The 19,160-nt window shown below is 68.5% G+C and carries 15 protein-coding genes and 4 pseudogenes; 11 read left to right on the top strand and 8 right to left on the bottom strand.

Features of this window, described 5'->3' with window-relative positions; all coding sequences use genetic code 11:
* Nucleotides 1-613 precede the first annotated feature (613 nt).
* The 4 genes and pseudogenes from ACFVU3_RS37435 (at nucleotide 614) to tpg (ending at nucleotide 3,205) form a co-directional block, all read left to right on the top strand.
* A complete protein-coding gene (locus ACFVU3_RS37435) occupies nucleotides 614-1,105 on the top strand; it encodes a hypothetical protein (protein ID WP_390073255.1) in 492 nt (163 codons plus the stop codon).
* 194 nt (nucleotides 1,106-1,299) lie between these two features.
* Nucleotides 1,300-1,525: pseudogene (locus tag ACFVU3_RS37430) on the top strand (IS5/IS1182 family transposase); the annotation flags it as partial.
* Between the two features lie 184 nt (nucleotides 1,526-1,709).
* Nucleotides 1,710-2,693, top strand: a complete 984-nt coding sequence (locus ACFVU3_RS37425; protein WP_390073254.1) for a hypothetical protein — start codon at nucleotides 1,710-1,712, stop codon at nucleotides 2,691-2,693.
* Between the two features lie 7 nt (nucleotides 2,694-2,700).
* Nucleotides 2,701-3,205: pseudogene (gene tpg / locus ACFVU3_RS37420) on the top strand (telomere-protecting terminal protein Tpg).
* Between the two features lie 162 nt (nucleotides 3,206-3,367).
* Here the strand turns inward: tpg and ACFVU3_RS37415 are convergent.
* The 5 genes from ACFVU3_RS37415 to ACFVU3_RS37395 all read right to left on the bottom strand — a co-directional run bounded on the left by ACFVU3_RS37415 (nucleotide 3,368) and on the right by ACFVU3_RS37395 (nucleotide 7,068).
* Complete coding sequence (locus tag ACFVU3_RS37415; protein WP_390073253.1) at nucleotides 3,368-3,814, bottom strand: DUF4259 domain-containing protein; 447 nt, start codon at nucleotides 3,812-3,814, stop codon at nucleotides 3,368-3,370.
* A gap of 150 nt (nucleotides 3,815-3,964) precedes the next feature.
* Entirely contained in the window at nucleotides 3,965-4,468 is a 504-nt protein-coding gene (locus ACFVU3_RS37410) for an SMI1/KNR4 family protein (RefSeq protein WP_390073252.1), read from the bottom strand.
* Nucleotides 4,469-4,528: 60 nt separating this feature from the next.
* Nucleotides 4,529-5,179, bottom strand: a complete 651-nt coding sequence (locus ACFVU3_RS37405; RefSeq protein WP_390073251.1) for a transposase — start codon at nucleotides 5,177-5,179, stop codon at nucleotides 4,529-4,531.
* The gene (locus tag ACFVU3_RS37400; protein ID WP_390073277.1) at nucleotides 5,176-6,123 is read right to left on the bottom strand and encodes an ISL3 family transposase; all 948 of its coding nucleotides are present in this window, start codon (nucleotides 6,121-6,123) and stop codon (nucleotides 5,176-5,178) included. The genes ACFVU3_RS37405 and ACFVU3_RS37400 overlap by 4 nt, the downstream gene beginning before the upstream one ends.
* A 369-nt stretch (nucleotides 6,124-6,492) precedes the next feature.
* A complete protein-coding gene (locus ACFVU3_RS37395) occupies nucleotides 6,493-7,068 on the bottom strand; it encodes a hypothetical protein (protein ID WP_390073250.1) in 576 nt (191 codons plus the stop codon).
* Nucleotides 7,069-8,619: 1,551 nt separating this feature from the next.
* Between ACFVU3_RS37395 and ACFVU3_RS37390 the strand changes: the two genes are divergently transcribed.
* The 5 genes from ACFVU3_RS37390 to ACFVU3_RS37370 all read left to right on the top strand — a co-directional run bounded on the left by ACFVU3_RS37390 (nucleotide 8,620) and on the right by ACFVU3_RS37370 (nucleotide 14,437).
* On the top strand, nucleotides 8,620-10,818 hold the full coding sequence (locus ACFVU3_RS37390; protein WP_390073249.1) for a protein kinase: 2,199 nt from the start codon (nucleotides 8,620-8,622) through the stop codon (nucleotides 10,816-10,818).
* A 1,143-nt stretch (nucleotides 10,819-11,961) separates the two neighbouring features.
* The gene (locus tag ACFVU3_RS37385; RefSeq protein WP_390073248.1) at nucleotides 11,962-12,234 is read left to right on the top strand and encodes a hypothetical protein; all 273 of its coding nucleotides are present in this window, start codon (nucleotides 11,962-11,964) and stop codon (nucleotides 12,232-12,234) included.
* 97 nt (nucleotides 12,235-12,331) lie between these two features.
* On the top strand, nucleotides 12,332-12,535 hold the full coding sequence (locus ACFVU3_RS37380; RefSeq protein ID WP_390073247.1) for a hypothetical protein: 204 nt from the start codon (nucleotides 12,332-12,334) through the stop codon (nucleotides 12,533-12,535).
* A 217-nt stretch (nucleotides 12,536-12,752) separates the two neighbouring features.
* Nucleotides 12,753-13,262 (top strand): hypothetical protein, encoded by a 510-nt coding sequence (locus tag ACFVU3_RS37375; RefSeq protein WP_390073246.1) that lies wholly within the window; start codon nucleotides 12,753-12,755, stop codon nucleotides 13,260-13,262.
* A 488-nt stretch (nucleotides 13,263-13,750) separates the two neighbouring features.
* A complete protein-coding gene (locus ACFVU3_RS37370; protein ID WP_390073245.1) occupies nucleotides 13,751-14,437 on the top strand; it encodes a hypothetical protein in 687 nt (228 codons plus the stop codon).
* Nucleotides 14,438-15,174: 737 nt separating this feature from the next.
* Here the strand turns inward: ACFVU3_RS37370 and ACFVU3_RS37365 are convergent.
* Nucleotides 15,175-15,486: pseudogene (locus ACFVU3_RS37365) on the bottom strand (SMI1/KNR4 family protein); the annotation flags it as partial.
* Nucleotides 15,487-15,695: 209 nt separating this feature from the next.
* Here ACFVU3_RS37365 and ACFVU3_RS37360 point away from each other — a divergent pair.
* Nucleotides 15,696-16,652, top strand: a pseudogene (locus ACFVU3_RS37360) (site-specific integrase).
* Between the two features lie 134 nt (nucleotides 16,653-16,786).
* Here ACFVU3_RS37360 and ACFVU3_RS37355 read toward each other — a convergent pair.
* Complete coding sequence (locus ACFVU3_RS37355; protein WP_390073244.1) at nucleotides 16,787-17,281, bottom strand: hypothetical protein; 495 nt, start codon at nucleotides 17,279-17,281, stop codon at nucleotides 16,787-16,789.
* A 329-nt stretch (nucleotides 17,282-17,610) separates the two neighbouring features.
* Here ACFVU3_RS37355 and ACFVU3_RS37350 point away from each other — a divergent pair, with 329 nt between their 5' ends.
* A complete protein-coding gene (locus ACFVU3_RS37350) occupies nucleotides 17,611-17,934 on the top strand; it encodes a hypothetical protein (RefSeq protein ID WP_390073243.1) in 324 nt (107 codons plus the stop codon).
* Between the two features lie 611 nt (nucleotides 17,935-18,545).
* Here ACFVU3_RS37350 and ACFVU3_RS37345 read toward each other — a convergent pair.
* Nucleotides 18,546-19,040, bottom strand: coding sequence for a hypothetical protein (locus ACFVU3_RS37345; protein WP_390073242.1), 495 nt, complete (start codon nucleotides 19,038-19,040; stop codon nucleotides 18,546-18,548).
* Nucleotides 19,041-19,160: the final 120 nt, after the last annotated feature.

Here is a 19,160-nt window from a genome sequence, read left to right as displayed (position 1 = left end):
CCTCGGGGAGCCCCCTCAAGGCGCCGGCCCGGCCGTCAGTGGCTTCCAGACTCATCGGCATCGTTCAAGCGATGGGGTCACGCGGTGACTCCCGAAGCCGTCGGCAAGCGACTCCCGTTCGTTCTCGTGTACCGAGCCAGTCCGTGTCGCCCGATGGTGCCGGTGGGGAGCCGTCGGCTTCGACGTCTCCCCACCGGCATGCCGTGAGGAAGTGCGACGGGCTTGAGACTGGACGTCGGCGCGCTTTGCAAATCCAGTCGGAAACCTGCTGGTCAGCGTGGAGTGGTATGCCGCGAGTCACGAGACGCTACACCTGTGTTCTCAGGCTTTGCGGCCCTGTTTCGTGGTCGTACGAGGCTGCAGGCCGGATGGATTGTGGTCGGATCGTCCGGGCTGGGAATGCACTGGGCCTGCGCGGGCGAGCGTGCTGTCATGGTCGGGACAGGGGTGGCGGCATGGGGGAGGCGCGATGAGCTGGTACGGGCGGGTTGGGGCGGCTGTGGGTGTTGCGCTGGTGCTGTCCGGGTGTGGAGGGACTGGAGGGGCGGGGACGCCGGACGTGGGCCCGCGGTCCAGCGGCGTCATCAGGGACGCAGGGCAGATGAAGGCGGTTATGCCGGAGCTGGTTCATATGTCGGTCGGCTGGTCGGTCATGAACGGCACAGGCGTGTACACGGCGGCCGAGGTCAAGGCGATGGACTCCTGCCGAACCAATTCTTCATGCGTGCCCGGGCTGCTGTTCAGCGCCGTGAACGGGTATCAGACCGAGGCCGGGGACAGAGTCTCCTTCACCGCGAACGCCTTCGACAGTCCGGGACTGGCACGAAAGATGTACGACTCGCGTGTCAGTCGCTGGGAGAAGGCACCGCATCCGTCGATCACCACGACCCCCATGGTCCTGCCTGTCCTGGGAGATGCTGCTGCTGGAAGGTGGGTGGCCTCGGTCGAGAATCCCGGATCGCCCGACTGCAGCGTGGCAGCCCTGGTGGGGAGCGTCGTCGTCGAAGTGTCGTGCTCGGCTTCCGAGGACCGGCCGGATCCTGGGCTGCCCGTCGGGATGACGCAGCTGATCGTGAACCGGACACAGCAGGCGCTGAAGCCCTGACATCGGGCCGATGGGATGTTCGCGGCCAGCGGCCGGTGATGTCTGCGCGCAGCTCTTGCCGGGGCGCCGCGGCTGATCGCCTCGGCCAGGTCGGCGCCGGTGAGGCCGCAGGGCGTGGTCGGCGGCGCGGCGGAGCAGGGCTGCATCTGCAGACCGGTGTTCGTCCACCCGCAAGCCCGGCCCCGGACCCGGCACAGGACGCCGGCGCTCCCTTCCGCGCCCCGTACTGCCACTGCCGTGAACAGCCTGCCCGCTGCCGGCAGTTCAACTGCGGCCACGCCCGCCTCGGAGCATCCGGCGAACGTGCCTTCGCCCGGCTGTCCTGGTGGGCTGCTGCGTCGGGCGAGATGCTCCGCCTGCCGTGCCGGCACCGTCGTCCAGGCTGTCCACACACTGCTGACCTGCAGCTGTTCAGGATGAAAGAGGTTCACTGAACCCCGGTGCGGCTGGCATGCAAGATCGTGTCCGTGATGTCGCGCGGGTCGTGCCCGGGAGGCCGGCCGCAGTGCAGAGCCGTGTGCCGGCGCTCCGTTCGCCACGCGGACAAGGCCGGCTCGATCAACGGAGCGTCCCTGGACGTTCTCAGGGCTGTGGCGGACATTTCATGATGATCGTGACGGCGTCCGGAAGGAGAGCGGCTGCCGATACGGTGTGGACCCGCGATTCGGCGCTGGAGGACAGGCGCTGCGGAGGGAGAACGGCTGTCGTCACGGTGCGGGCCCGCGATTGCGTGCTGGAGGGCAGGCCGCTGGGGAGATCGTCGTGCAGCCGTTCCCTTCCGGGAGGGGGCAGGGCGGGGGCCGCTTGCGTCATGATCGGCCGCATGGGCTTCATACATAAATTCAACGGGCGTCATGTGTACCTCACGCTCGGCACCGGCGCGCTCGTGATCTCGCGCGCTTCGGGGGTTTTCGCTGTCCCCCTCGCGGCCATCGCGGAGGTCCGCGTCGCCGGATCCGATGCCCGCAGCATGGAGATCGTGCTCACCGACGGAGAAAGTCACCACGTCGAGGGCATCAGCCCGGACGCGACCACCGCCTTCATCACCCGGCTCGTCAGCGCCCTGCCCGAGCAGCGTGACCCGGCCGGCAGTGCCCTGATCATCAGGGACCATGCTGCTGCCCCCGAAGGCGTGCCCTGGGTCCGGCTCACCGTCCTCGCGCTCGTTCTCCTCGCGTGCGCCGGCTACGCGGTCTGGGTGGGCGTCACCCATGGCGCGCGCGTGGTCGGCGTGGTCGCCGGGTTCATCGTCCTCTTCCTCGCACTGGTCACGGCCGGCGTAGCCATCGAGAAGGTGGCCCTTCGTATGTATCTGGCCCGGCACGGCGTCACCGTCGATGCCGAGCGAGTCGGGCGAAGCGGTGAGGGCCCCCTGTACTACTACAACGACGCCGCCGGCGTCCCCCGCCAGTACTCCGGCGGGTCCGGTGCGCCCACCATCCCGGTCACCTACGACCCGGTCCGGCCCCACCGGGCCGCCCACGTGAGCGGGATGGTCGCGGTGGTCTGCAAGACGGCCCTCGCGCTGATTGCCGGGGCTCTTTTGCTGGTGCTCGGCGTGTGGATGTCCTTCGGCCTGCTCTGGTAACGGCGCTCTGCCCCGCCCCCGCCGAGGCCCCGGAACCGGCAACAGGAGAATGAAGGGCGCGTGGGCGGTTGCCGAGAGGCTGCGGGTCTCGCAGCGCATCGCCGAGCGGTACGTGAGGGACGAGATCGTAAAGTCCTGTGGCGATCTCGCCGTGTGCCTGGAGTGCGGGGTGGAGAAGCGGTGGCAGCCGCAGATCAGGGCCAAGGCCAGGGCGGAGGTCAGGGTGAAGGCGGTGTCCACGGGCGGCATCGGCACCCGGGCCCGCGTGGGCTGCACCGCGCCGGTCGGGCCGGCGGGCCAGGGCCGCATCCGGCGCCCGGCCGTCGTCCTGCCCCCCGTCCTGCGCGGCCTGCCTCTTCGGTGTGCAGGAGGCCGGCGCAAGCGGCGGCGGACTGCGGGAGATCGCGGAAGAGGGACTCGGGGAGGTCTGCTTCCAGGACGGCGGCCGCCGTGCCGGGTCTATGGAGGAGGTCTGGTTCCCGGACATCGGGCACGTCGAGTCCGGCCTGTAGATCCCTGGACGGCGAGCGGGCCCGGACCAGACGGTCCTGTGACCGAGCGCTTGCGTTGGCGAGTGAGCGTGCGAGTCGGCGACTTGCGCGGGCAGCGTCGACGGCTTGGCTTTGTTCGCGAGTCGTGGTTCTGACTCAACTTCCGTGCTGAGTGACGCTCCGTTACGGCTGGACATCGAAGAGAGCAATGGAAGGGGGTGGCGGGGCAAGCACTGCGCGAAGGCGGGTGAGTATGGCTCGCCACTGCTTCCAATCCTCCGGGTCGACCCAATTTGAGGCCGGCCCATCCTCGTCGCCGACTATGCGGGCGAGGGCTTCGTCGGCGAGTGCCCGAAGGTCGGAAGGGAACTCGGGCATCGGTGTTTCCGGACCGTAGGACATGTCGACGGGTTCGTCTCCCGGACATTGCGCCGCGATCAAGGCGGCGGCGGCCACCGCCTCTTCTGCTTCCGTGAGATAGCCGGTTGCGTCGATTGTCCGGATGAGGACGCCGCGGATCAGGGCTTCACGCTCCTCGGGCTCGGCGTCGTCAAGCGCGTTGGCGAAGTCCGCGGCTGTGTCGTTGTCGAAGGGACCGGTATCCCAGGTACCCATGCTGATCTCCCTCACGCAAGGTCGCCCGGATCCTCGCATCAGGGACTGACAGTGAGGATGTCCCTGGCGTCGTTCGGGGGTCTGACTCCGGGTCTGACTGACGTTTGGGCTGTTCGTGTGTTGAATTGTCGGACCCGGGCGACGCTGACCCGTCTGCCGTCCCCGTCAGCCGAGGTCGAGCGACTCAGACGCAGTCAGCCGCTCGACGAACGTGCGGAAGTCCGCCGCCAGCGGGAGCTCCGTGCCGTCATCCACGTCGAACCACGTCACGGACGGCTCCCCGCGCTTCCCGCACACCCGGTAGTCGAGAGCGATCCAGCAGTGACCATCACCGGACAGCAGGACCACAGGGGACGAAAGACCCCACTCCTCAACCAAGTAGGCCGTGTCCAGCAAGGACAACTGGCCGTCGCGGCGACCGATGCCCATCAAGTCGTCGAGCGGAACGTGATTCTCGCTCCACGACGTCGGCACATCGGTCGGGAACGCGTTCCACAGCTCCGCCACGACACCACCGTTCTGGACCCGTAGGACCTCCAGCAACGAAGCCGGCAGACGGACACCGAGCCGACGCTCGGCGTCTTCAATCACTGCGCTGGTCAACGGTGACTGAACCCCGTACCGACCCTCGCCCCAGAACGTCGCCTTGACCTCATCAAACCCCGCCACGAACGCATCCTACGGACCCCACCCGCGGGCTTGACGACCTATAGGAGCTTCAACACATGACTACGGGGCGAGCAGGACCCGTTTGCGAAGTAGGTCGAAGCCTGCGCGGCCGAACATCTGGCGCTTGAGCATCTTGATCCGGTTGACGTGGCCTTCGACGACTCCGGAGTTCCAGGGCAGCGTCAGGCCGGCGATGACGGCTTCGCGGTCTCGGTCGATGCCGGCCGCGAGAGTGTGGAGGCTGGACAGGTCGTCCTGGCGGACGGCGTCGAGCCACTGCGGGAGTCGTTCACCCTGGCGTTCGGTGAGCGTGTGGGCGAAGGACCGGACGTGACCGGTCAGGGCGTCGAGTTCGGGGCAGTTGGCAAGGACGGCCTTGAGCCTGAGCTGTTCGATCTCGGTCAGTGTCTCGGGTCGGCTCAGGATCCATCTCGTCACCACGCGGGGTGCCGGCGGTTGCGCGGTGACCGGCCGTGGCGAGGTGCGCTTCTGGCGCAGGTAGGCGCTGACCCGGCCGTAGCTGCCGCGATAGCCCAAGGGAACGCTCTCCTCCCAGAGCGTCCAGGCGTTGGTGCAGCCCTCGTCCCAGCGTTCGTCCAGGTAGGGCTTGTACTCGTCGAGGACGGAGGTCCTGTTGTGCTGCCACTGGCCTCGGAAGAGGTCTTCTGGCTTCGCAACGTCGGCGAGGCTTTTGACGGTGCGGTGGGTCATCTGGAGCTGACGCCCGATGGAACGGCGGCTGTGGCCGGCTTCCAGCAGCGCGTGGACCGTGGCGTGCCGGACTCGGACGCGGTTGGCGAACCGCTCGCTCCGCCATGGAGGGTCCACCTTCTCCTCGGGCGGCGCCGATTCATCGGCCTTCCCCTCGCGATCGGGGACCAGGACGCGAAGGCACTGGCGGTGGCGGGCGACAGCCCGCTCGGCGGCCTGCCCGAGGTTGTGCCACAGATGCCAGCGGTCGGCGACCTGCGTCGCCTGGGGTGCCCCGGCTGTGGCGCGCCTTCCGCGAAGAACAGGGCGCGATCCCGGCAGACGATCTCGATGCCGGGTCGCTTCGCCAGCCATGCGGCCAGGCTGGACGCCTCCCGGTCAGGCAGCAGATCCACCGGCCGGCGGGTCTCGACGTCGACGAGCACCGTGCCGTAGACCCGCCCTTTGCGTGTGGCGTACTCATCAACACCAACCACCCGCGGGGCCGGGACATCCGGTTCGGGCAATGCATCGAGCAGCCGCAACACCGGGCTGCGGCTGATGGGCACCCCGAAGACCCGTGCCGTCCGGGCGCCGGCCCGGCCGGCGAGGGCGAGACCTACCGCGGCGAGAGTCGACCGCAACCGCTCGGTCCACCGGCTGTGCCGCCGGGTCAGTCCCGGCAGTTGCTCAGCGAACGTCCGCCGAGCACAGGACGAATCCGGACAAAAGAACCGCCGGACTCGCAGTCGGAGGAGCACCAGGCGTCCCCCACTCGGCACGTCTGCAGGAAACCGCAGGTAAGAGCTGTGCACCCGGCTTGACTCGCTCCCGCAGTCCGGGCATGCCGCCCCGGCCGCCGTACTGCACAGGTCGAGGCGTATCGCCTCGTGGCTCACGTCCAGCGACAGCACCGACACGTCCGCGATGGACGGTAACAGCAGGCCCTCAAGGCGGGGCGACATCTCTTCCACGACGCCGCACTGTCGACCACACCAAGATCGGCCCTGATCATTTTCAGGCAACTTCCCGAAGCCCCATCGGAGATCCCGAACGGGGCCCGGGCGGCCTCCTGGCACCAGTCGTAACTCAGCGTGCATACATCACGGAAAGCGAGCCAGAACCCGAGAACGGGCAGCAGATATTCACCCCATCGGGAGGCGCTGCAGTTGGCGGTTGTTCGATTGCGGGATACAAGGGCGAGGAGATCGTGGCCGACTGTGAGCCTTGAGCCGGTTCGCGACTGCCGCTCCGAGCTCCGCCGGCGCTGCTTAGGCCGGCGACGACGGCGCCCCGCCGGCCTGCTTCGGGGGCGGGGCGTCGTGGGGAAGGCGTCAGTCGGCGATCATGGCGTACTGGTAGGAGGTCTGGCCGTTCTCGTCGCCCGAGTGCTGCCGGCCGACCATGAGTTCACGCTCGCCGGCCTTGGAGTAGCTGTTGCTCTCCCTCTGTCCCGGGGTCCAGCGGAAGTCCTTCAGCTCCACCGCTTGCCCTCCGGCACTCAGCGACGCGGTGGCGTACCTGGTGGTGCCGTTCTCGTCCCCGGTGTGCTGCCGGCCGACCAGAACCTGGTTGGCCGGAGCCGAGAAGTACGAGTTGCTCTCCCTCTGCGACGCACTCCAGGCGGGCGCGCTCACCCTGGCCACCTGCCCGTCGATGAGGATGATCCCGCAGTAGTAGGTGGTGGAGCCGTTCTCGTCGCCGGAGTGGGACCGGCCGAGCAGGACCTGGTCGGTGGGACACAGGACGGGGGTGCCGTCCGATTCCCTCACGGTCTGGGTGTATCCATCGATGATGAGGACCTCGGCGGCGTATGCCTCGGTGGCCGTCGCCGTGATCAGCCCACCCGACAGCACCGCGGTGCTCACCAGGGCCAGGGAGCGGCGGGTCAGGCGTGAGAAGCAGTTCATGACCATCCCTACGTAACAGTGAGTGACTAAAGATCACGTTACGTGCTGGCCGGGGTGGCGAACCAAACCCGACGCGGAGAGAGCACCCGGGAGGGTGAAAGGCCGGGGGCGGTTCCACCTGACGCGATGGACAGGAGACCCGTGGAACGTTCCCTACGCGCCCGAGGGTTCCCCAAGCCGCCGTGTTCGATTCCGGCGCTTGCTTGCGCCTCCCGATGGGGTGAATATCTGCCGCCCGTTGTCGGTGAACAAAGCCAGGCTGGGCATCGATGTGGTGGAGCGTCGTTGGGGGTGTGGTGTGGATCGGCGTGTATGCCCGGCAGCAGTCGGTGGCGTGTCTCTCGTGCGGCGCGACTGCGTTCCGGGTGCGCAGCACGTGCATGCGGGGCTTGGCGGACTGCCCGCTGGGCGGGCGGCGGGCGCTGCTGCGTCTGCGGATCCGCCGGTCCTTCTGCGGCAACGGCCTGCGCTCCTGCCGGACCATGGCGGAGCAGGTGCCGTGCCTGACCATGCCGTACCGGCGCTGCACTGTGGCCCTCGCCCCGGATGGTGCGGGCGATCTGGCCGGCTGTCGGCGGCCGGGCCGCCGTCCGGCTCGCCGGCTGCCTGCCGGTGACGGCGAGGCGGGACGTGGTCCTTTCGGGAAGTCCGCCTGCTCCCGCTCTCGCCCTTGAGCCGCCCTTCCTTCCTTTCCCCGGGGCCGGTGAGCTGAAGGCCACCCGCTCGGGGTGAGCGCCCGATGCGGGGGCAGGCGGCGTGGTGGAGCGCATGGAACGCCTGTGCCGTCTGCCGTGGTCACCCCCTCTCCGCGTGCGGCCGGCACCGCCCCGCCCGGACCCCCTTCCGGTGCGGGGCGGCTCCATTGCCCGGACCGACCGGTCAGGGCGCACGTTTCGAGCGCCGCACCGTCGGCCCGTCCCGGACACGGCGGTGCCCCGTCCACTGCAGGGACGGGGGCACCGTGGTGCGGTGACTGTCTGCGGATGGTGATCGTCACCAGAGGACCGCCCGCAGCAGACGCCGGGGCAGCCCTCCTCGGGGCAAGGGAGCTGTTCCCCGCGGCAGTCCTGTGGACTCGGGCAGGGCCAGGAGACGTGGTTGCAGGCGGGCTGGCCGGTCAGGACAGGGCCGGCGACGCGGGTGGTGAGGGGCTTGCGGTAGTCGCCGGTGCCCGCGTTGAGGTACGCCGTCTTGTTCGGGCCGTACGCGAACAGGCCGGGCCGCCCGTCGCGATTAGCGTCGCCGATACCGATGCCGATGGTTTCGGTGCAGGCGCTCCAGCAGCCGCCGATCTGCTTGCGGGCGGTGAAGGTGCCGTTGCTCCTGTCGAGGTGGAGGCAGCGGACGCCGTCCTTGTCGCGGGCGATCAGGCCGCCGCCGGCGGCGCCGCCGATGCTGCCGGTGAGGGTGATCTGGTTGCAGACCCCATCCGGCCACCCGTCCCGATCTTCTTCCACGTGGCGAAGGGCGCGGCCGCGTGCCGCCCAGCCTGGCTGGAGGTCGGTTCGACGGGCCCGGCGCCTCCGCGATACGCCGAGATCACGGAAGGCTATGCGACGCCGTCGCCCGCCTCGTACAGTCGATCGACCGCTAGAGATGTTGAAGGGGGCACCTGTGTCAGGGCGTGTGTTGTCCGGGCGCTATCTGCTGGGGGACCGCCTGGGGGCGGGCGGCATGGGCGTGGTGTGGCGAGCCCAGGATCTCGTGCTGCACCGTGAAGTCGCGGTCAAGACGGTCTCAGGGCCGGGTGTGACGCTGGAGGCAGCTGCCCGTTTGGAGCGTGAGGCACGGGCTGCGGCCGGTCTGTCCACCAACGCGCACGTCGTCACGGTCCACGACTTCGGGCGGGACGGCGAGACACTGTTCATCGTGATGGAGCTGGCGCCCGGCCGCACGCTGGACCGCTTCCTCGCGGCCGACGGCCCGCCGGCCCCGGCCCGGGCTGTCGACTGGGCCCGCCAGGTCTGCGCGGCGCTGGAGGCCGCGCACGAGCGCGGGATCATCCACCGTGACATCAAGCCCGCGAACGTCATCCTGACGCCCGACGGAACGGTAAAGGTTCTCGACTTCGGCATCGCTTGGTTCCACCCAGACCTGGGTCTTGACCGGCTGAGCCAAGCCGGGGGAGTCCTCGGAAGTGTGCCGTGGATGTCACCGGAACAGGCGCGGGGCACCCAGGTCGGGCCCGCGTCCGACCTCTACTCCCTGGGCTGCCTGTTACATCACCTCCTCACGGGACAGCCTCCGTTCGCCGACAGGGAGGCCCTCTCCCAGATCGTCGCCCACGCCACCGAAGTCCCTGAATCGCCCTCCCGTACATGCCCCGGGTTGCCCACGGAACTCGACCTCCTGGTCGCCGACCTCCTGGCCAAGTCCCCCGATCGCCGCCCCACGTCAGCGGCCGGGACCGCGGCCCGCCTCGGCGCGATCGCCGAACTGCTGGGGAACGCGGCGACCGCCGGCCGCGCCCGCCCTCGCACTCCGCCCGAGCGTCCCACCGGGCGGCCGGTCAGCCGCCGTACCCTTCTGATCGGTGTCGGGGTGGTCGTCACGGGCGGGACGACCACGGTGATCGTTCCCAAGATGCTGGACCGCCGTGAAGGCGGGACCGGGCCGGGCCCCGTCAAGACGAAATGGAAGGTGCCCGGGGAATTCCACGTCTTCGGGCAGGTCGGATCGGTTCTGCTGACAGCGACGTCGGAGGAACCCGTGTTCCGGGCCAAGGACGCGCACACCGGCGAGGAGTTGTGGCAGCTTCCCGAGAAGACGGAGTTCGTCCATAGGGCCCTCTCCTTCTCCACGGACTCCCTCCTCGTCAAACGCTCCTTCGACACGGCGCAGTGCCTCGACGCGAGGACCGGCAACGTCCGCTGGACCCACCGCCGAGAGCCGGACGTCGACGAGGTGACCTCCGGCGGGTACGCGGTCTTCACGGACGGCGCCCTGTTCACCGCCTTCGGAGCCTGGGTGTACAGGCTGGACCCCCGGACAGGAACAGAGATCTGGGCCCGCCGGATGAGCTTCGACCTTCCCACGGTCCACGGCCTGGAGCATCATGGAGGACTGCTCTTCGCCCAGGACTGGCAAGGATGGTGGGCAGCCATCGACCCGGCCACCGGCACACCACGCTGGACGCACCGGTCCGGGGCCCCAGGTCGCAACGTCCCCCTGTCCTTCGCCGGCGCGGCCAACGGCAAGATCTACTTCCACGACGACAAAACCCTTCGCGTCGTCAGTGCCGCTGACGGCAGCGCCCTGCCGCCCCTGAAAGCGAACGGACAGATCCTTGCCGAGCACGGAATCGCTCTCGGCTCGAACTCGGCAACAGAAAGGACCGCCTGGTCGCTGACGGACGGCCGACGACTGTGGAGCCTGCCCGACACGAGCTCGGACCTCGCCATCGTCGGCACGACCGTCCTGTTCCAAAGACCCGACCGTGACGAGGCCGTGGTCGCAGCCAAACTCCGCACCGGAGCGGTCCTGTGGGAGGCGGACGACCTCTTTCTCATGAGCGACACAGAGGAGAGCAAGAAGCAGCCCTGGCTCTTCCGCCTGACGAGTGACCCCACCCGCATGGTCAGGGTCGAGCCGGAAACCGGAAAGCGGAGCAGCATCGGCACCTTCCCCCAGAACCTGTCCACGGCTGCCTGGTACGACGGGACTCTGTACGCCACCTGTGGCGACGTCACTCAGTCCGGGTCCGGCGAGAACCTGAACCTGTACGCGGTAGACGCTCCACGCCTCCCATGACCTGTCAGAGCGTTCACACGGTGAGTGTCCTGCCTGGTGACCGAGCACGGTGGTGCTCTACCCGTCCGGTTCACATGATCGCGTTGTGCCCGGACCGCCATGCGGTCAAGACCCGGGGACGCGAGCGCAGGGCACCACGTGAACTGCCCGGTCCGCGGTGAGCCCCTGGGCGCCCACGCACCTGGCTCCGGTCCGCCCGGACGGCGGCGTGTCTCTCCTCGCCTGTGCCAGCCGGGTCGGCCGAGGAGGGAGCCCGGGCCTCCGGCCCTCTGCCCGTACCTCCTCGCCCCGGTCCGGCCCACCAAGTCGCGCCGGGTGCAGGCGTGTTCAGGATGCGCCCGCCCGCGTCCACGCTCATGTTCTCGGCATGAGCGGCGGACCAGTCTCCTTCTCTGAATCGCGTTCAAGGGGGCCGGTCGGAAGAGAGCCTGTGGGTGCACGACGGAGACTCGCTCGGAGTTGGCCGCCCAGGCAGACGTCTTGGTCCGCTTGCGGGAGGTAGCTGTTCGGATGGGTGAGAACTTTGTCCTTATCTTCACGCCGGAGGGCCACCCCTACGAGCCTCTCATCAGGAACTGAGACGCACCGCGGGATCAAACACGCGCTGTCCTGGGCAACAGGGATCAGCCCACGGTGAGACAGCGCTGAGGTGGTAGGACGTCGAAGGTTCGCTGGTCGCGGATGAGGGCCCACCGGACGTCGAGACGTCGCCGGGCGTGAGCGAGGACCGTATGCGCTTCTGGCGGTTCGCTGGCTTCCCTGGTGGCGGCTTTCCTTAGGCCGGTAGGTCAGGCGCCGGCCGGCCCAGCGGCCACGCAGTTTCCGGCCAGGTGTGCACATCGGCCGCCGGCATCGGGTCCTGGCAGGCAGGCTGTCGGTATGGACAGCCGTATAGACACAGACAAGTCCCAGGCTCGGCTCTGGAGCCAAGCTGAGCAGGCGGGACCAGCCGGTGCAGCGCCATCGACGGGGACATGACAGGGGCAGGCTGCAAGAGAGCCTCTGGAAAGCTTGAAGTGCTTTCTGCGGCGCCTTCGGGTGCAACAGGGTCTCGGTATGGGAGGGCGCGCCCGGCTCGGACGTACCACGACGAGCCAGGCGCTCAACGGGGGGACCGTACCGAGCGAAGCCACGCTTGTCTCCTTGGCACAAGCCCTCAGGACGTCGGCAGACCCGCTCCTCGAACTCAGGACGCTCGCCTGTGCGGCTGGCGATGCACCAGCCGTACCGGTGACGGCTCGTTCCGAGCGTGTGGCCCGGCTGTCCGATTTCGCCACCGTCCTGCTCGGCACCGTCGTGGCTCTCCTCCTGGCTGCCTTGGTCGCCGCTGCTGCGGGCAAGCTCGCCCGCCTGGACGGGGCCGCCTATCCGGCCGCGCAGCGTTCGCCTCGGTCGGGACGCTCACAGCCGCCGTGACCGCTGCCCTGGACTGGATACGGCTGCCGGACACGTCCGCGACTTCGGTGAGATCCTCGCCGGCCGTCTCGGCGCCACGCTCCCTGCCTGGATCGACGTGGTCGACGCCAGCCGGCTGCCCGGTTTCACCGGCTTCGTACTCCACCTGTTCCGAGACCTCGACGCCGTGACAGCCGGGCTCACTGTCGACTGGAGTTTGGGCAGCATCGAGGGGGCCGTCATCCGCATCAAGAAGGTCAAGCGGCTGCTCTGCGGTCGAGCCGGATTTCAGACTTCTCCGCAAGATGATCCTGCCCAGTGATGCTCCGCGATCACTTTCCAGGATCGGCGGCAGGACCGAGAATCGGCAGCATCGGGGTCGGGCAGGCAGTCGTCGTTCGAGATCTGGTCACTCGGGGCCTTCGGTACCGAGCTGGACTACTGGGTGCGACCGGATCTGAACGGAGTGAACGCCAGGCTTCACCGTAGGCCGGGCCCGGGGCACAGAAGGGGCTGTGACGCCTCAATATGCTTGTCCCATGACGCATCCTCGCTGGGGACTCCAGTTCCACTGGTGGGCGGTAGATCCGTTCGACCGGGTCGGGTTGTTCTGCTCCGCATTCGGACCGGTGCCCTCGGCGGCAAACGCCCATGTGCAGGTCCTGGATGAGGCGACGGCCTGGGCCAGGACGCGGCACCCGGAGTGGTTTGACGCGGGGTGTGCGGAATACGACTGTCCTCAGCACTGCGTCATCGAGCTGGCACGGGCGCCGTATCTCTTCACCTGGGACGAGGAGCACGACGATCGCTACAGCCGGTACGGCGTGCCGACACAACCGATCTTGCTGTCCGAGCTGCCTGCGGCAGTGGCTGCTGCCGTGGGGCTCATAGAAGTCGACTTCCCCTTCGACCAGGCCGCGCGGATCGACCTGGGACACTCCACAGGCCGAGAGACCATCTCGGCCTCGGCTCTCACCCCCTGGACGTACTGCCAGCGGCACCCGGACGGGCGGGAGCCGCACACCGCAGGAGAACCCGGCGCCCCGTAGAGCTGTGAGTCTGCCGGCACGCAGCTGGCCGGGGGACTGGCCGCTCTCCATACGAGCTCAGGTACGCCGTGAGTGTGTGACAGGACGATCGTGCAGGCGAATCCAGAACCGATCTCATCCTCGGGGAAGCGTTCGGGTCGGGCAGCCGCGGCTCGTGACCACCCTCTGAAACCGAACAGGATCATCACCCTCCGCGACCGCTCCCCAGGATCTGTGCCAGAACCCGAAACTCGTGAACATCTGATGCGGGCCGCTGCCCTCAGATGCCTCCCAAACCTCTGCCGAAGTGCTGTCCGTGCTCGACGTTCTCGTGGACAAAGCCAACGGCTCGGGTGAGCTGGGCGGTGCGGGGATCGGGGAGTGGTTTCGTCTGCTGGTAGGGCTTGTTGTTCCGCCGGATCCGGTGGATGGGCTCAGTGCGCTTCTTTCACTGTCCAGCACAGGATGGAAGAGGTTCGGTGTGCCTCTTCGATCCTGTGGTTCCGGGGGTGAAGTTCAAGAGCGTCGTCGCGGGTCAGCGGTGTTTGAGGGGTGGTGCCGGGTCCGGGGTGGATGAGGTTTGGTGTCGTGGTGTCGGTGGTTGCTTCTACTGTTGTTTCATGGGGAATTACTTTCAGACGGTCGTTGATCTGGACGCCACGGATGCGGACGCCGGCTTCCTGGCGGTCAGCGGACTCGACTGGCTGGTGGGGGAGGGGATAGTGCGGGCCGAGGTCACCGATTGTGTTCTCGGGGTGCCGTCGGGGTATCCGCCCGGTCCTTCCTGGGCCAGGGCGGTCGGTCAGGGGGACGGGGAGCCCGGGGGCGGTCTGAGGATTGTGACCGGCCGCACGGTGTTCGACTGTGGTCAGGGCGATCCCAGGTTCGCGGTGTGCCCTCATTGTGCCGGGCGGGCGGATTTCTGCACCGACCGGCTGGAGGAGATCGAGGGGGCGTGGGAGCCCTTCGGTGAGGCCATCGGCGACTGGAGCGACACAGGCAGCGCGGAAGCCGCCTGCCCGCGTTGCCGGCGTTCCGGTGACCTGACCGCGTGGACGTGGTCGGACGGCTACTTCGCCTTCGGGTATCTCGGTTTCGAGTTCTGGGACTGGCCCGGCCTCGGCCCCGGGTTCCTCGAAGGTCTCTCCCGCGCGCTGGGCGGGCATCGCACGGTTGTGATGGAAGGCAAACTCTGAGGGAGCCGGAGTGCGCGTGTCCCCCCTGCTCGCCTCGGGGGGACTCGGCGCATGGCGGACAGCCGCTGACGCGCTGGCGGGCCCGGGCCCGGGCGTGGGCGTGGGCGTGGGTGGTGAGTGTGGGTTGGGGTTTGAGGAACATCGGTGTCAGATCGTGCGCTAAGCCTGCGTCGGCCCTGGTGGGCGGCCGATGGGTCATCGATGGCGGGGCGGGTCTGAAGTCGTTTCGCTTCTCGCCCTGGCCTGAGTACGGCCGCGAGCCCGGACTGGCCGCTTGGTGTTTCCCGGACGTGTGCCCGGGCGGACGATGCACGTCTACAGCGTTGCGGCGATTTTCCGTGGATCCGGGATCCCGGCCATGGCCACGCGCTCCAGAGCCTGGATCCAGATGGTCCGCCAAGCCCCGCCGACCGTCCTGGCAGACGTCCTTGGCGTGAACCCTCAGGCAGCGATGCGCTACGCCGAACGAGCCGGAACGGACTACCTGGGCTACGCGGCCCTGCGAAGTCCCCGGGGACCCGGGGACGCTTGAGGCGAGCCTCCAGATCAGGGGGTGGCCCAGGCTTCCTCCGCCATGTCGGGGTCGATGAACAGGCTGTCGAGGTAGGCGTCGAAGTCGTCGGCGACCTTCGTGAAGACATGGTTCCCCAGATACCCCGGCCAGCCATGGCATGGACGAACGCATGGAGCTGGCCATGAGTGGACGGGTTCAGGTCGAGGAAGAGGGTGTCGCTGCCACCGTTGCGGGCGATGGGCAGCAGGCCCGTCAGGGGCACGCTCTCGGCGAGCCACCCGTCGCGCCCGCGCCGGTACTCGCCCAGGAGAGTTCCCCAGCCGTACTCACCCGTATCGTCCCGGCCCAACTGGTAGAGCTCGTCGAAGCCCTGGACCGGTTCTGGTTCACAGGCCGGGAGGCGGACCGAGTAGTCCAGCTTCTCCCCGCCGGCGGATTCGAGGAACGAGCGGTACGCGGAGGGCAGGGGCAGCCCGAGCTCCTGTTCCAGCGCGGCGCACTCACCTGGGTCGAACGGCCTGAACGGACCGCCCACCAGGCGACCCTGATACCAACGTGAGAGCTCCTCGGACACGGATAAATTGTCGCACCCCGCTACGACAGGCCCGAGGGGCTATCCACCCCTCATCAACAGCCGTCCTTACCAACAGCTTGATGCGTCACCTGCGATGACGTTCTTTGGCTGCTGCACGAAGCGGCCCCGTTGTCTGCGGCAAGGGGAAAACGGTGCTCACGCTCGTTTAGCTGCCGACCGGGAAGGCGTTGACCGTCCGGGCGGCGGCCGGCCTGTTCCTCGACTCGCTCGGCAACCCGAACACCGTCCGGACCTACGCCATCGCCGTTGGAAAGACTGCCGAGCGCCTCGGCGAGGGCCGATTGCTCGCCTTGGTGGAGGACGCCGAGAACGGCGAGGCGCTGGAGCTGCTGTGGGGCCGCTCGATGGTGAACACCTGGAACGCCCGCGGCGGCGCCGTGCTGTCGTGGACGGGCTGGTGCTCCGAGCGCGGTGACGACGGCCCGACGGTCCTGGCCTGGGCGAAGCGACTGGCTGTGCCGGAGTCCGAGACCTCGGCCCGCTCGAAGATGGCCATCGGCCGGCTGATCGCCCGGCGTGAGGTCCACCTCGGGGAGTAGACGCTGTGGCGGATGCTCTGCGAGTCCTCGGGGCGGGCGGAGGAGCTCCTCGGCGTGAACATCGAGGACCTGGACTTCGCCGGGCGCCGCTGCCCGGTCAGGGCGAAGGGGGGCCGGACCAAGGCCCGCCGCCGGGGCCAGGCCCGCGAGGACTATGTGCTGGAGACGGTGTATTGGGACGCCGGCACCGCCCGGCTCCTGCCGCGGCTGTTGAAGGGCCGCACCCGCGGGCCGGTGTTCGTCACCCACCGCCGCCCGGGGCCCGGCAAGGTCGTCAGCGCGCGCGGCGTCTGTCCGGACACTGGGTTCGCCCGCCTGTCGTACGGGCAGGCCCGGGCTCTGCTGGATGAGCACACGGCCGTACGCGGACTCGGAACGGGCTGGGATCTCCACGAGTACCGCCATTCCTCCCTGTCCCACATCGGAGAGCAGGGCGCCTCCCTGCTGATGCTGATGGCGAAGTCGAGGCACAAGAGGCCGGAGAACGTCCGGCGCTACTTCAAACCGTCCCCGGAGGCGATTGCCGAGCTCACCAGCCTGCTCGCACCGGGAGGCGTTGCGCGCTGAGCCTGCCTGATGTCGGGTCTTTGTGTGTGTTCTGCTGTTGCAGACAGCTGGGGCGCAGGAACGGACCGAGGCCCGTCGCGTGGTGCGGCGGGCCTCGGTGGATTTTGAGGTGTGGCGGCGTGCGAGCTCAGCTGCTACTCAGCCGTCGGCTCGGCGTAGGTGCTGTCGAACCAGTCGAGGAACTCGCGGACGGTGCCGATCTTGGCGACGCGGGCGTGCAGCGCCTTCTGGTCGTGCCCGGCCAGGAACCAGCCGCCGGCGACCGGTTCGCCACAGCCGCACCCGCACAGGCGGGTGTCATGCGGCGAGTCAAAGTAGGTGATCGGGTTCCGGGCCGACTCCACAGGGGTGCCCTCGCCCACGTAGGCGTCGTAGACCGCGTGACCCGCCTTGAGGAACCGGCCCTCGATCGCCTTGCGGCCCCCGGACACCGGGACCAGCTTGTCGATCTCGATGGCCATGCGCACCTTCCCGCCGTGCGACAGCAGCGCGTACTGCTCCTTCTCCGCCCGCTCCCCCAGGACCCAGCAGCCCCGGTTGGCCTGGAAGAGCGCTTCGTCGCTCATGCTCTCGTGCCAGCCGACGTAACCACGCCCCAGCTGGTCCTCCTGCGGCTCAACAGGCCGCATGGCGCCGAGAGTAATGTGGATCATGATCCGCCCCCCATAGATGGATACCCAGGGATCCTTACCCTGGCGTCTATTGGCATACTGTCAGGAAAAGCCGGATACCTTCAACCCCTTGGATGTAAGGCTTTTGATTAAGGGCTGCCGGGTGAGGGGGCTCTCAACTGCACCGTGGCCCTTCGGCACTCCTGCTGGGTCGTACGAAGCCTTCAGCGGTCGAGCCCTCGGCCGCGGTGTCCTCGGCGGTCGTCCGGGGGCGGTACGACATGTTGCCGGCGCGGCCGCTGGGCCGGGCGGCGGTCGGCGCTTGTGACCGCTCTTTCCTGCGGGAGGTGTTCGCGATCCGGATGCCGGCAGGACACAGGGTTCCACCGGCGGGCGAGGTGGTTGTGATCCGTCGGCTGGGCGCCAGGAACGGGGAGGGGGTCTGGATGTCCGGCGGACGCACCTTCTGCTACGCCGGGATCCGGGAAGGCCATAGTTCGCTCGGCTGTGGCCGGCTTCCCGAGGAGGTACCGGCGTCCGGAGTGCTCTTCACGGTCTGGGGCGAGCCTGACCGGGTGACCAGCGAGGACAGTCTCGGCGAGGTCTGTGTCGTGGGGTTCGTGATCGCTGAGGGTGGTCCGGCACGGTTCGGCCACGTCAAGCGGAGCTAGGGGATGGGGCCGGTGCATCAGGCGGTCGCGAGGTTCCCTTCCGGTCGCATGGTCACTTTCCTGACGATCGACCGTGCCTACGGGCTCATCGACCCGGAGGCGGAGATCTGCCGGAGCGGCTGGAAGGTCTGCTTCCCGTCCGGGGACCTGCCGCACTGACCTGGCGGCGGTGCGCGGCTTTCAGTCGTGTACCGCTCCGCCGGAGCTGCCGGAGCGATCGGAAGATCTGTTTCCTGTCCGGGGACCTGCCGCACTGACCCGCAAAGAGATCTGCCGGAGCGGCTGGAGGGTCTGTTTCCCGTCCGGGGACCTGCCGCACTGACCTGGCGGCGGTGCGCGGCCTTCAGCCGTGTACCGCTCCGCCGGAGCTGCCGGAGCTGCCGGAGCTGCCGGAGCTGCCGGAGCTGCCGGAGCTGCTGGAGCGGCTGGAAGGTCTGTTTCCTGTCCGGGGGCTTGCCGCGCTGACCTGGCGGTGGTGCGCGGCTTTCAGCCGTGTTCCGTCCCGCGAGGGTTTGTGGTCTGGTTCGGTCCCATCGGAGCGACCGGATCGTCGGGCGGGCCGTCGTGTCACCGGTCTTCACCGCGTCGTCCATGGTGTGTGTTCTTGTGTGTCATGTGCGGGAGCCGGGTGGGGAGGTTCGTGGTGACTGGTCCTGTCGGGTGATGGCCCAGGTGACCTGTTGGATGGTGTGGTGGAGGAGGTCGTTGTAGGGATTTTGGGGTAGGGCGGTGGCGTGTGTCGTGGTCGCGTTGATGTGTTCGGTGGCGGCTTGGAAGGTGCCGGGACGGCGGTAGTTGTCGGCGAGGTTGAGGTGCAGTGAGGGATGGAAGCCGGCGGGGTGGTTCTGGGGGCGTTGTTCGGTCATGGCGTCGGCAGCGTCCAGGGCTCGGATGTCCCAGGCGAGGGCTTGGGCGGGGTCTTTGTAGAGGTCTGCCGGGTGGTGGGCGAGCGTGCGGCGGTGCAGTGGGTCACCGGTGAAACCGATTGCGGACCATAGGTTCAGCAGTGTCTGGCGGGCGGCGGTGCGGTTGCCGGTTTGTCCTTCGGTGACGGCGTGGCTTGTTGCTTCCATGGTCGGGTCGGGGCCGGCGGGTGTGGTGGTCATGGGGTGTTCCTTTTCGTCTTTCTCAGGCCGGGTGGCCGGGTGGCCGGGTGGCCGGGTGGCGGGGTGTGGTGGGTGTGGCCTGGGTGGTGAGATCGCCGCGGTCGGTGGAGCGGATTGTGA

The organism is Streptomyces sp. NPDC058052 (assembly GCF_042885515.1).
GTDB lineage: Bacteria > Actinomycetota > Actinomycetes > Streptomycetales > Streptomycetaceae > Streptomyces.
The sequence above is the reverse complement of the archived record's forward strand: the minus strand, read 5'-3'. Positions and strand labels throughout refer to the sequence as shown.